The sequence below is a fragment of the Shewanella sp. 10N.286.52.E4 genome (assembly GCF_041468785.1).
Taxonomy (GTDB): domain Bacteria; phylum Pseudomonadota; class Gammaproteobacteria; order Enterobacterales; family Shewanellaceae; genus Shewanella; species Shewanella electrodiphila.
Map to the genome: position 1 here is coordinate 120189 of NZ_JBFRJJ010000021.1, position 12420 is coordinate 132608.

At 38.3% G+C, this 12420-nt stretch carries 12 protein-coding genes; 9 read left to right on the forward strand and 3 right to left on the reverse strand.

Translation table 11 applies throughout. From position 1 onward, the window contains the following. Positions 1-271 precede the first annotated feature (271 nt). Both ampE and ampD read right to left on the reverse strand, forming a co-directional pair. Positions 272-1123 (reverse strand): beta-lactamase regulator AmpE, encoded by an 852-nt coding sequence (gene ampE, locus AB4153_RS11640; RefSeq protein ID WP_102527413.1) that lies wholly within the window; start codon positions 1121-1123, stop codon positions 272-274. 104 nt (positions 1124-1227) lie between these two features. Then, entirely contained in the window at positions 1228-1776 is a 549-nt protein-coding gene (gene ampD / locus AB4153_RS11645; RefSeq protein ID WP_371997518.1) for a 1,6-anhydro-N-acetylmuramyl-L-alanine amidase AmpD, read from the reverse strand. Positions 1777-1980: 204 nt separating this feature from the next. Here ampD and nadC point away from each other — a divergent pair, with 204 nt between their 5' ends. From nadC to mutT, 9 genes are all read left to right on the forward strand, one after another. Next, positions 1981-2859 (forward strand): carboxylating nicotinate-nucleotide diphosphorylase, encoded by an 879-nt coding sequence (gene nadC / locus AB4153_RS11650; protein ID WP_371997519.1) that lies wholly within the window; start codon positions 1981-1983, stop codon positions 2857-2859. 1095 nt (positions 2860-3954) lie between these two features. Further along, positions 3955-4371, forward strand: a complete 417-nt coding sequence (locus AB4153_RS11655) for a prepilin-type N-terminal cleavage/methylation domain-containing protein (protein WP_303513558.1) — start codon at positions 3955-3957, stop codon at positions 4369-4371. 136 nt (positions 4372-4507) lie between these two features. Next, complete coding sequence (gene pilB / locus AB4153_RS11660; protein WP_303513556.1) at positions 4508-6220, forward strand: type IV-A pilus assembly ATPase PilB; 1713 nt, start codon at positions 4508-4510, stop codon at positions 6218-6220. A gap of 55 nt (positions 6221-6275) precedes the next feature. Beyond that, a complete protein-coding gene (locus AB4153_RS11665; RefSeq protein WP_303513554.1) occupies positions 6276-7538 on the forward strand; it encodes a type II secretion system F family protein in 1263 nt (420 codons plus the stop codon). Positions 7539-7569: 31 nt separating this feature from the next. Beyond that, entirely contained in the window at positions 7570-8499 is a 930-nt protein-coding gene (locus tag AB4153_RS11670; RefSeq protein WP_303513552.1) for an A24 family peptidase, read from the forward strand. Between the two features lies 1 nt (position 8500). Further along, complete coding sequence (gene coaE, locus AB4153_RS11675; protein WP_303513548.1) at positions 8501-9106, forward strand: dephospho-CoA kinase; 606 nt, start codon at positions 8501-8503, stop codon at positions 9104-9106. 9 nt (positions 9107-9115) lie between these two features. Beyond that, positions 9116-9853: a cell division protein ZapD gene (gene zapD, locus AB4153_RS11680; protein ID WP_303513545.1), complete on the forward strand. Its 738-nt coding sequence runs from the start codon at positions 9116-9118 to the stop codon at positions 9851-9853. Between the two features lie 41 nt (positions 9854-9894). Then, entirely contained in the window at positions 9895-10104 is a 210-nt protein-coding gene (gene yacG, locus AB4153_RS11685) for a DNA gyrase inhibitor YacG (RefSeq protein ID WP_102527406.1), read from the forward strand. Between the two features lie 9 nt (positions 10105-10113). Then, complete coding sequence (gene mutT / locus AB4153_RS11690) at positions 10114-10512, forward strand: 8-oxo-dGTP diphosphatase MutT (protein ID WP_303513541.1); 399 nt, start codon at positions 10114-10116, stop codon at positions 10510-10512. Positions 10513-10698: 186 nt separating this feature from the next. Here the strand turns inward: mutT and AB4153_RS11695 are convergent. Further along, positions 10699-11843, reverse strand: a protein-coding gene (locus AB4153_RS11695) for an IS3 family transposase (RefSeq protein ID WP_371997520.1) whose coding sequence is annotated in 2 segments (ribosomal slippage) — positions 10699-11588 and positions 11588-11843 — 1146 coding nt in all. Because the reading frame shifts where the segments join, the coding sequence is not laid out codon by codon here. Positions 11844-12420 lie beyond the last annotated feature (577 nt).

The window sequence follows — 12420 nt, forward strand, 5'->3', positions numbered from 1 at the left end:
CGCTCGACTTCGTAATAGAATAAGAGCATAACGAAAAAAACCTTCAAAGGGGTCTGACCATTTACTAAACGCGACCACGGAAGGGCTGCGAATCAAGTAAACCTATTCAAAGTGATTACATCAGCCACATTTTCTGTTAAACATTAGCAGTAAATGCAGCAATTGAATGGTTAAAAAATAAAAACTGTTTTTCTATTTCAATTTAATATTAGTTATACATTAATTAATATTAATCATTCGTATTTATAAAGATTAGCAATCTCGCGTCAACCTAACTCACTAATCCAAAAATCGTTAGCACCGATAGTACGGTAAGCAGCAAAATAAAGTTACGTTTACTGAGTGCCAGTAATGCCAGTGTTGGTTGTACACAAACAGGAGCTGAAGTTGACTCAGGAAGTGTTTCAGCGGCGAGCGCGGTATAAGTGACAATATTTTTAGCTGAATTGTTAGCGTTAAATACTTGCTTGCGCCATTCTGAAATCCCAGATGCAAAATGCCCACTCAACACAAAACCAAAACTGAACACCCGACTCGGGATCCAATCAAGCAAAAAGAGTAATTGACTGATAAATGGCATATCGAGTTTATTCTGTTGATTATATTGCTCATAAAAACGAACTGAACAATAAAGTACTGCGCCAACAGGGCCAAAGAAAATCAGAAATAATGCCACTGCGCCGTAATAGCGGTAATTAACCCAAGCAACCGTTTTACCGATTTGCTGGCCTAAATCTTTTTCATCAATGGCATCTAAACATTCAGTACAATCTAGGTGCTCAGCGTAATGGTAACAAGCTTGTACATCTCCACGGCAGGCCGCCAACATGTACTTTTTAAAACTACTACGAAGAGATTGATGACTTAAACAAAAAATAGCAATTGCAACCCATAACAACAGGGTAACCAAGTCATAAAACACACCGTCTATGAGAAATAATATAAGAAAAACAATAATGGCAGGAATTAACACCACTGCAGAAACAGCAAGCGGTGAATCAAACTTGTTATCTTTCCAAAACAATTGCTGATACTTGGCTAGCATTGAATCAAACTGCCAATTGGCAGGTAAAAGCTTAAGCCTTTCGACCATGATCGCAATTAATAAAGAAAATAGTGCCATGTGACTCCTGTTTACAGCTTTAGAAGTGAAAGCTTAAAAAATCTGGTTGATGTTGGTATATGAATCAACTGCAATCGAGAATGTGCATTAATTGAGACTCACACTTAACCCGATAGCATTCCCAAATAGCGTTGCCAATCAAAGCTCTCCCCTGGGTCTGTTTTACGTCCAGGTGCTATGTCGCAATGTCCTACTATTTGACTTTGATTAAGCATAGGATATTCATTAAACAACTCCAAGGTTAATTGTACTAAAACTTGATATTGCTCATTGGTATACGGTTCTGTATCAGTCCCTTCAAGCTCTATACCAATGGTAAAATCATTATAGTTTTCGCGGCCATTAAAGCTAGAAACCCCTGCATGCCAAGCCCTGTCATCACAGCTTACATATTGCACAACTTCCCCATCACGGCGAATTAAAAAATGAGCAGAGACTTCAAGTCCCACTAATTCGCTAAAACTAGGATCAGCATAGGTATCTATACATCCCTGAAATAAACCGTCGATATGAGGTAAACCATAACAACCCGCAGGTAAACTGATGTTATGAATCACCAAGCCACTCACTTCATTTAAAGGTCGTTGATTAAAGTGTGGCGACTTACATATACGGGCAGCTTGATGCCACCCAGCTTGAATCATGTTTTTCATATTACAGTTAAGTCACTTAATGCCGAGTAGAGAGAAGATAATAAAAGAACTTTGTCGTTAATTAAACAAGCTCAATGTAACAGCTCAATGCTATATTTTAAAATAACAACTGTGGTAAAGTTGCCTGCATACCTGTTTTATTATCAGCTGGCTGAATTTGACATACTCCAGCTTGATGTCGCTGTAATAGCAAGGACTAAGCACATGATTGAAAACGATATCCGACAAGCCGTAAAAACAGCGCTTGATGAAGACTTAGGTCATACCCCTTCCCATACACCCAAAGATATTTTAGCTGCCGATATAACCGCACAACTTATTCCAGCTGATAAATACGCAGAAGCTGTATTAATCACTCGAGAAGAGGGCGTTTTTTGCGGAAAAGCATGGGCAGAACAAGTCTTTAATCAACTCGGTGGTGATGTGGCGCTGCATTGGCATGTTGATGACGGTGACTTATTAGTAGCCAACCAAGTGCTATGTGAATTATCAGGGCCAGCTCGAGCTATTTTAACTGGCGAGCGCACGGCAATGAACTTCATCCAAACCTTATCGGGTGTTGCCAGCTTAACCAAACACTATGTTGACAAGTTAGCGGGTACCCACACCCGACTACTAGACACTCGAAAAACCATCCCAGGCCTGCGTACAGCACAAAAATATGCCGTCACTTGCGGCGGTGGCAAGAATCATCGTATTGGTTTATTTGATGCATTCTTAATCAAAGAAAACCATATCATGGCTTGCGGCAACATTGATTTAGCGATTAAAGCGGCTCGAGAGCTAGATAATGAAAAACCAGTAGAAGTAGAAGTCGAATCAATTGCCGAGCTAACCGAAGCATTAGAAGCAGGCTCTGACATTATTATGCTGGATAATTTTGATGTCACTATGATGATAGAAGCAGTAGCACTTAACCACGACTTCAAAGCGCAAGGGAAAGGAGCAAAGCTTGAAGTGTCGGGTAATGTCACCATCGATACCATTGCTGACTTTGCGAAAACAGGTGTGGATTATATTTCTGTAGGCGCGCTAACAAAGCATGTCAAAGCGTTGGATTTGTCGTTAAGGTTAAAAGGCTAGTTTCTAGCACTAAGTTATTAGCCTTTGGCAGCTAGACGTTAGAGCTAAACGATCGAGGCTTTCATTCTAATACTTCATAGTACTAATAACGGTATGGAGTCTGCCTAATACTATAAATTATCCAACAAAAAGCACTCTATTCAAGAGTGCTTTTTTAATACTTCATCTCAAAGCTAATTAGCAAGTAAAATAATACCCATCCAGTGAGATGATTAACTAACTTAGGGTTACTTATCTAAGCTTGCTTGTATTAGCTTACTTGAATTAGTTTGTTTATCTAAGGTTACATACTTAAGAATAGCTTATATTGATAACCTCTTGTTGCTGAGCATCAAAATACAAATCTAAACTCTCAATATTGCATTCGCTTAACTTTCTGAAGTTTTCAACTCATCCCAAGTGGTCATACCATATATTTAAGCACTAAAGATATAGTACATTTTTCTACTAATTTTATTTTCTGAACAAGCCATATTTTTGACTTTCAAAAACTTCAGTCAATTAATCCACGACACCTCAAAAAATGTCATCATTTTGTTGCGAAACCAGTGCCAACAAGGGCTTAAATTACATTTTCCTGGCTTTTTTTACACTTTAAGCCTGCAAGGTATTCCCTTTTTGATAACTTTATAATAACGTTCACTACAGGCGAGTATAATTTCAAGCTAAACTTTTTTACAAATTACTTTTCAAAGCGTTACAGGCGTAACATTTGTTGGTTTTTGATAGTAAATGATTGAAGCCACCTTGACTGAAACACTCCTTTAACAATATTTCAGTAAAGTTATATTGTTTGTTGCCGTTAGTAGATAAAGTGGCGATTATTTAATCTCTACTCTATCCTGTAACTGTAAACTTTAAAGAATGAAGTAATAGGTTGACCCACCAAATTACTTTCATCGTTGTATAGCAACATTTGGTGAGTCGCACTTTTAAAAGCATTAACAGTTTTAAAAGTTAATAAAAAATACACTAGTTTATTAATGCTAGAAGGATTGTGGTGATAGGACACCAGTTAGCATGACTAAGGGCCTTTAGTTATGTTGAGTTTCACGGAATAGAACAACCCCGAAGCAACACATAGAGAGATAAAAAATGAAAAGCATTAACCAAATCAAAAACGCTAAGGGTTTTACTCTTATTGAATTAATGATCGTAGTAGCGATCATCGGTATTCTTGCAGCAATCGCATTGCCTGCTTATAAAGATTATGTAACATCTGCACAAGGTGGTGCAGCAATGAAAGGTATTACATCTTTTTCAACTAAGGTACAAACTTGTATTACTACAGGTATTGGTTGTACTGGTATTGCAGCAGAAGCAGCTAAAAATAGTAAATTTGGAACAGTAGCAGCTGATCCTGCTCAAGATGGTACTTTCTCTTTAGCATGGACTGAGCCTAAATGTGTACTTACAGCTTCTTATGATGCGGAAGGCGGGGTTTCATTTGTTATGACAAGTGGCGTTGCTGCAGATTTAACAATATGTAAAAAAGGTGCAAATTTACCTTAGAGAGCAATTATTTAGCTTAAATTAAGCTAGAAGATTTGCAAAAAAAAAGCAGCTTTATGCTGCTTTTTTGACTTTGGTAGATATAGCAGTTTATGCAATAATCAAAAGTATCATTATGTTAGCAGAGTAAAATAGCATGGCGGCATCAGGTCTGAATTTAGGTCTTTCAACATTATTTATACGAAAAAACTTGTTATCTGAAGAACAAGTTGCAATTGCTATTAGTCAATCTCGAAAATCTAAACATCCTCTGGTTACGACAATTATTCAAACAAAGTTACTTTCACCTCGTGAAATTGCCGAATTATGCTATGAAGAATACGGTGCACCTCTACTAGATCTAGCTGAATTTAATTTTAATGATATTCCCGAAGATATTCTAAATAAGAAACTCATTGCTAGTCACAAGTGCCTTCCTTTATTCAAACGCGGTAACAGGCTATTTATTGCGACTTCCGATCCTACCAACATCGCTGCATTAGAAGATTTTCAATTTAGCTTAGGGCTACATGCTGAAGCTATAATTGTTGAAGATGATAAACTAACAAATGCATTAGAAAAAATACTAGAAGAAGATATTTCAGGTCTTGGTCTTGATGGCATCGACGAAGAAGCACTTGCTGGCATTGAAGTTACAGATACTGATAAAAAACATGAAGAACAGGAAGCTGAAAGTAGTGATGATGCACCAATTGTTATTTACATAAATAAAATCCTAACCGACGCTATTCGCAAAGGCGCTTCAGACTTACATTTTGAGCCTTATGAAAAACGCTATCGCATCCGCTTCCGTATTGATGGCATCTTACATGAGGTTTCAGAGCCACCTGTCAATCTATCCAACCGAATCTCTGCTCGATTAAAAGTGATGTCAAAGCTTGATATTGCTGAGCGCCGCGTGCCCCAAGATGGCCGCATAAAAATGAAACTGTCGCGAACTAAATCGATTGACTTTCGTGTCAGTACCTTGCCCACCATTTGGGGCGAGAAAATTGTTATGCGTATATTGGATTCTTCGTCTGCACAACTTGGTATTGAAAAGCTTGGCTATGAAGATGACCAGCGCGAGCTTTATGAACAAATGCTCGCTAAACCCCAAGGAATGATTTTAGTTACCGGCCCAACAGGATCTGGTAAGACTGTTTCTTTGTATACCGGACTTAATATTCTTAACACTGAAGAACGCAATATTTCCACTGCAGAAGATCCAGTAGAGATTAATTTGGAGGGTGTTAACCAAGTTCACATAAACCTCAAGGCAGGTTTAACATTTGCTTCGGCACTGCGTTCATTCTTACGTCAGGATCCAGATGTGGTCATGGTCGGTGAAATTCGAGATTTAGAAACAGCAGAAATCGCCATTAAAGCTGCACAAACTGGTCATTTAGTACTATCCACCTTACATACTAACTCGGCAGCAGAAACATTAACCCGCTTAATCAATATGGGGGTGCCTGGTTATAACATCGCTAGTTCAGTAAACCTGATAATTGCACAGCGCCTAGCAAGGCGTTTATGCCCTGAATGTAAATCACCAGAAGATGTACCAAAAGAAGAGCTACAGCGTTTAGGTTTTACAGAAGATTCTATTAACACAGGCTTCACTGTTTATAAGCCCATTGGCTGCGAGCATTGCTCTGGCGGTTATAAAGGCCGCGTGGGTATTTATGAAGTAATGAAAATGACAGACGAAATATCAAGAACAATTATGGAAGGTGGCAACTCTTTGCAAATAGCGAGTCAAGCTAAGGTAAGTGGTATGCGTGACTTACGCTTATCTGGTTTATTGAAGGTCACTAAAGGTATTACTAGTATTGCAGAAGTAAATCGAGTGACAAGTTTCAATTAAATTGTGATTACTTGAATTAAGCATTGCACATAATAAATAGAAAAGGATTTGCTTTATGGCAACAGCATCGGCAAAAAGAAAGCCCAGAACAAAAAAAGAAATAAAACATCAACCTAAGGTTTTTACTTTCGAATGGAAAGGTGTCAACAGGGACGGTCAAAGAACCTCAGGTGAGCTTCGAGGCGCTACAATTTCTGAAATTAGAAGTATACTAAAGGCCCAAGGCGTAACCCCTAAAGGTGTCCGCAAAAAGTCAGCTTCTTTATTCAAATCTGAGAAAAAAATCACTGCTATGGACATTGCAATGATTACTCGGCAGATATCGACCATGCTTTCAGCGGGCGTACCATTAGTAACCACAGTGGAATTATTAGGGCGCGGTCACGAAAAGGCTAAGATGAGAGAATTACTTGGGAGTATTTTGACAGATATACAATCAGGAATACCTTTATCAGACGCTTTAAGGCCTAACAGACTTTACTTTGATGACTTATATGTTGACCTTGTCGCTGCAGGGGAACACTCAGGTTCTTTAGATGCAGTGTTTGATAGAATTGCAACATATAAAGAAAAGTCTGAAGCTCTGAAATCTAAAATTAAAAAAGCGATGTTTTATCCAGCAGCTGTAGTTATTGTAGCTATAGCTGTTACCACATTATTACTACTGTTCGTAGTTCCACAATTTGAAGAAATTTTTGCAGGCTTTGGTGCTGAACTACCTGCTTTCACACAGTTTGTTCTAGGTATATCAAGAGCACTTCAATCATATTGGTATATCATCGCTGCAATTATTTTTACGTTAATATTTGCATTTGTAAGAACACATAGAAACTCAAAAACTTTTAGAGATAAAGTAGATGCTTTCATTCTGAAGATACCAGCTATAGGCCCTATTTTACACAAAGGAGCCATGGCCAGATTTGCTCGAACTTTAGCTACTACATTCGCAGCTGGTGTACCATTGATTGACGGACTGGAATCAGCTGCTGGCGCTTCTGGTAATGCTGTATATAAAAAAGCATTACTTAAAGTTCGACAAGAAGTAATGGCTGGTATGCAAATGAATGTAGCCATGCGAACAACTGGTCTTTTTCCTGACATGCTAACTCAAATGGTAATGATTGGTGAAGAGTCCGGTGGATTAGATGATATGCTAAATAAAATTGCTAATATCTATGAAATGCAAGTTGATGACGCAGTAGATGGTCTTTCAAGCCTAATTGAACCAATTATGATGGTTGTTATTGGAACTGTTGTTGGTGGATTAATTGTTGCTATGTATTTACCAATTTTCCAAATGGGTAAAGTTGTTAGCTAATCTGACAGTTAAATGAAAAATAAGAATTATAATGACAGAATTTACGAACACTTTTTTTAATTCGATGAGCCAAAGCCCTTGGCTCTTTATTTCAATCAGCTTTATTTTTGCAGCTACTATTGGCAGCTTTTTAAATGTAGTCATTCATCGCTTTCCTGTGATGATGAAACGTGAGTGGCAAAGTGAGTGCAATTATTATCTCACTGAGTATCACCCAGATATAGTCAAAGAAGTGGGTGAGAAAAGGTTAAATAAACCCATCGATGATTTTCCAAAGAAATATAATCTAGTTATTCCTGGTTCCGCTTGCCCTAAATGTAAAGCAGATATTAAGCCTTGGCATAACTTACCAATTTTAGGTTGGCTAGCGCTGGGCGGTAAATGTGCTAACTGCAAAATTAAAATTAATGCCAGATATCCAGTTTTTGAATTAATAACAGGTTTGCTTATTGCCACATTAGCGTGGCATTTCGGGCCAACGTGGCAATTCCTGTTTGCTTCAATACTTACTTTTGTATTAGTAGCACTCACCGGCATTGATTTAGATGAAATGTTATTGCCAGATCAATTAACCTTACCTCTTTTATGGCTAGGCCTGATTATTAATCTAAAAGGAATTTATGCAAGTCCAGCAGATGCGATTATTGGCGCGACTGCGGGTTACTTAAGCCTTTGGTCTGTATTTTGGCTATTTAAAATAGTGACCGGAAAAGAAGGCATGGGATACGGTGACTTCAAATTACTCGCTGTATTTGGTGCGTGGCTAGGCTGGCAATTTCTTCCTTTAATTATTCTACTGTCATCTTTAGTTGGCGCAATTGTGGGTATATCAATGATGCTGGCTAAAAACCTCGGTAGAGATAATCCAATTCCGTTTGGTCCTTATATTGCGATTGCTGGTTGGATAGCACTTATTTGGGGTCAAGATATCATTAATTGGTATTTAGGAACGCTGATTTAATATGGCAAACTTCATAGTTGGCTTAACTGGGGGGATTGGCTCAGGCAAAACCACAATAGCGAATCAATTCTCAGAACTCGGTATTGAACTTGTTGATGCCGATATTATTGCCCGAGAAGTCGTTGAGCAAGGTACAACAGGTTTAAGTCAGATTATTTCGCGCTATGGCATGGATATTTTAGATTCATCAGGAAAGCTCGATAGAACTAAATTAAGGTCTAAAGTTTTCGACGATGAGCAAGAAAGGCAATGGTTAAATAATTTACTGCACCCTTTGATTAGAAAAAAAATGTTAGCAGCAGTCAAAAATGCTAATTCTCCCTATGTTATTATGGTTGTACCCTTGCTATTTGAGAATGGGTTAGATAGTTTAGTCAATACGACTTTAGTGGTGGATATTCCACCACATGAACAGGTAGCAAGAACAGCTAAGCGAGATGGGGTTAATTCAACACAAGTTGAAAAAATCATAAACCGTCAAATATCTAGGAAATTAAGATTATCAAAGGCTGATGCAGTCATTGACAACACACTTCCCCTAGAAGAAGTACGGAAAACTGTTCAGTTATTACATTCAAGCTACCTTGACCAAGTATCAACAGCATAGATAATAATAATGAATAACGAACTGATTTACGAGCAACCGCTTAACGAAAAAACGAGAAGCTACCTTCGTTTAGAGTATTTGGCTGACCAGTTAGCGATGCACACGGAATCAGATCATCAACACCATTGTTTTTATCCATTATTTTCTCTTGCCGAATTAACAGACAGATGTGATTATCGAACAGATATTCTCAAAGACATTGATAAGCAACTCATTGTTTTAAGTAAGTGGCACGCTTTACCTCACGTAGATAAAAAACAAATTCAACATATCATCGATCAACTCAATGCCTCAAAAGCCCCCCTTCAAACCAATGAGCGAATTGGTTGTCATTTAAAAAAAGATAGATTTATTGCAGCGCTGAAACAAAGATTTGGCATGCCTGGAGCCTGCTGTAATTTTGATTTACCACAATTGCATTTTTGGTTATCAAAAGATTGGCCACAAAGACAAGCAGATCTTCGCAGTTGGGTTGAAAATTTTGTACCAATATTGACACCGATAAAGCTATTGTTAGATCTAACGAGAAGTACTGCTGAGTTTCGTTCCTCTGAAGCTCTGCAGGGGTTTTATCAAGGAAACAGCGTTCAAACCTTGTCTTTGATAAGAGTAAAAATAGATTGCAGCCAAAGTTGTTATCCAACAATTAGCGGACATAAAAATAGATACGCCATCCACTTTGTCGGTTTTGAAAACCAAAAACACACAGATAATTTAGTTAAATTCAAACTAGCAACTTGCCACTAAAATCTTTACTATCTCCCTGTAACTAACAGTGAGTAATTTATATGCCTATATCTGTAAAATGCCCAACCTGCCAAGAAAATGTTGACTGGACGCCTGACGAAAAATTTAAACCTTTTTGTAGTGAGCGTTGCAAAATGATAGATCTGGGTGACTGGGCAAGTGAAAAACATGCCATACCTGTGAAGCCAGAATTTGATCACGAAACACTGGATAGTGAAGGTTTCGATGAAGGCGATTTTTTCAAACATTGAATAAAAAAAATGAAAAGAATCCATGTTGCAGTTGCTATTATAGTTAATACAGAGCAAGAGATATTAATTGCTAAAAGACACCAGCACCTTCACCAAGGTGGAAAGTGGGAATTTCCAGGTGGTAAGGTGGAAAATAAAGAAAGTGTCTCCCAGGCTCTAATTAGAGAGCTTAAAGAAGAAGTAAATTTAGATGTTCACGCTACAACTTCATTTATGGAAATATCACATGATTATCCTGATAAGCATGTATTGCTAGGCATACACCTAGTAAAGGACTTCCAAGGCAATGCAGAAGGTATCGAAGGACAACAAATTAAATGGATTCCTTCTTCGGAACTTAAAAATTATGATTTCCCAAAAGCTAACCAACCAATAATTGATAAATTTTTGGAGTTGATAGCTAATTAAGTTAGGCATTTGAGTTGTTTCAGCCTAATCAACAAGATTTATGTCAACACTCGACTTGAAGTACAACTAACAACTTCGTTAATTCATCTTTTGCACACCAACAATTCCCCATAAATCTTAGTTTAAATATCATAATTCCAAACTGATGTGGTCAAGTAAATCTGTACACGCTTAGGGGGGATTTTCTTATGCCGCCATTTCAGCTGCCGTTGGGATCATATAATTATTGTAACTATGCCCGCGCTTTGTATTGTAATGTTTCAATATGTAGTTCAACACATCATGCTTTGCTTCATCAAAATGTTGATATCCGTTCTTTGGCATCCATTCCGTTTTATAGCTTCTAAAAAAACGCTCCATTACGGCATTATCCCAGCAATTCCCTCGACGGCTCATGCTCTGATTTATTTGATATTTCCAAAGCATCTGTCGATATTGGAGACTGCTGTAGTGACAACCTTGGTCTGAATGAAATAGTAGACCTTTAGGCCGCCCACGACTTTCAAAAGCCATTCTTAAAGCCGCGCAGGTCAAATCTGTATTCGGACTATCAGCACAAGCCCAGCCAACCACTTTCCTCGCATATAAATCCATGACTACCGCTAAATATAACCATTTTGTTCCAGACCAAATATAGGTGACATCGCCACACCAAACCTGGGTTTTCGCTTTTACATTAAACTGTCTTTTAAGCAGGTTAGGGGCAATTTTTGACTCATCTTTCGCTATTTTGTATCGATGTTTTCTGAGCTGAGTGCTAACCAGACCTGCATGCTTCATCAAACCAGCCGCTTTATAGCGACCGATATTTTCGCCTTGCTGATTTAATTGACCTGCAATGGTTCTAGCCCCCGCAGAGCCTCGACTATCACTGTGTATCACAACAGCTTGCTGGCATAATCGCTGATAATCTGGATTAACAATGCCGCGATGTTTTAGGTGATAGTGATAGCTACTTCGTGGCACTTCAAACAACTGACATAGTTGCTTAACAATGCTTTGCTCTCTTGATAATGACTCAATTAACGCTATCGTTTGATGTTGTCTTGCATTAAGAGAGCGGTAGCCTTTTTTAGGATATCTTTCTCCCATTCAATCTTCTTTATTTGAGCCTCAAGCTCTTGAATTCTCTTTTGTTCGGGCGTTAGCGCTTTTGTTGATGGTGTAATACCACTAAATTCTTCTTTGAGTTGTGCAACCCACCGCCTAATAGCCGTTGGGCCTACGCCTGTTGCTTCACAAGCTTCTCGAACGCTATAGCCTTGTTTAATCACAAGGTTAGCCGCATCAATTTTGAATTCTGTTGAGTAAGTAGGTTGAGTTGTCATCATTTTTACACCAATTTATCTTAAGGGGAGTTTACCCCATATCGGTGTACAGATTCATTAAGCCACATTAAACACAAAAAAGCCCGCTACGTGAGTAACGGGCTATCTGCTCTCAATTAAGAGAAATTAAGCGCTTGGCGATGTTCAGCTGAGGAAAAATCCTCCGCGTGCCATGTCCGTATAAAGCGATGCTTTAATAACACAGACATTACACCCTACTTTCACAGCTAGTTAATGATAACGCTTAACCAAATAATCCCTGACTCAGTGAGTCAGGGATTATTTACTGTTACATGAGCATATCGACTACACTATCTGTTTCCATAAGCGGCTAGATATCTCGCTCAAATTCCAGACACAAAAAAGCCCGTTACGTAAGTAACGGGCTATCTGCTCTCAATTAAGAGGCACTATTTTAAAGATATGGGGCGCTTGGCAATGACCTATTTTTACATGGGCAAATCGCTCACACTATCAACTGTTGATGTGTCCAAACCCGCGGTTGAACTTTTTTTAGGCAAAGAAAAAGCCCTAACACATTGTGTTAGGGCTTTATCAGTATTAGGCGCTTGGCGATGAC

Excerpts from the sequence above, each read along its gene's own strand:
- mutT (WP_303513541.1), top strand. The coding sequence starts at position 10,114 with ATGAAAAGAATCCATGTTGCAGTTGCTATTATAGTTAATACAGAGCAA.
- AB4153_RS11655 (WP_303513558.1), top strand. The coding sequence starts at position 3,955 with ATGAAAAGCATTAACCAAATCAAAAACGCTAAGGGTTTTACTCTTATT.
- yacG (WP_102527406.1), top strand. The coding sequence starts at position 9,895 with ATGCCTATATCTGTAAAATGCCCAACCTGCCAAGAAAATGTTGACTGG.
- pilB (WP_303513556.1), top strand. The coding sequence starts at position 4,508 with ATGGCGGCATCAGGTCTGAATTTAGGTCTTTCAACATTATTTATACGA.
- ampE (WP_102527413.1), bottom strand. The coding sequence starts at position 1,123 with ATGGCACTATTTTCTTTATTAATTGCGATCATGGTCGAAAGGCTTAAG.
- AB4153_RS11665 (WP_303513554.1), top strand. The coding sequence starts at position 6,276 with ATGGCAACAGCATCGGCAAAAAGAAAGCCCAGAACAAAAAAAGAAATA.
- nadC (WP_371997519.1), top strand. The coding sequence starts at position 1,981 with ATGATTGAAAACGATATCCGACAAGCCGTAAAAACAGCGCTTGATGAA.
- ampD (WP_371997518.1), bottom strand. The coding sequence starts at position 1,776 with ATGAAAAACATGATTCAAGCTGGGTGGCATCAAGCTGCCCGTATATGT.
- coaE (WP_303513548.1), top strand. The coding sequence starts at position 8,501 with ATGGCAAACTTCATAGTTGGCTTAACTGGGGGGATTGGCTCAGGCAAA.
- zapD (WP_303513545.1), top strand. The coding sequence starts at position 9,116 with ATGAATAACGAACTGATTTACGAGCAACCGCTTAACGAAAAAACGAGA.
- AB4153_RS11670 (WP_303513552.1), top strand. The coding sequence starts at position 7,570 with ATGACAGAATTTACGAACACTTTTTTTAATTCGATGAGCCAAAGCCCT.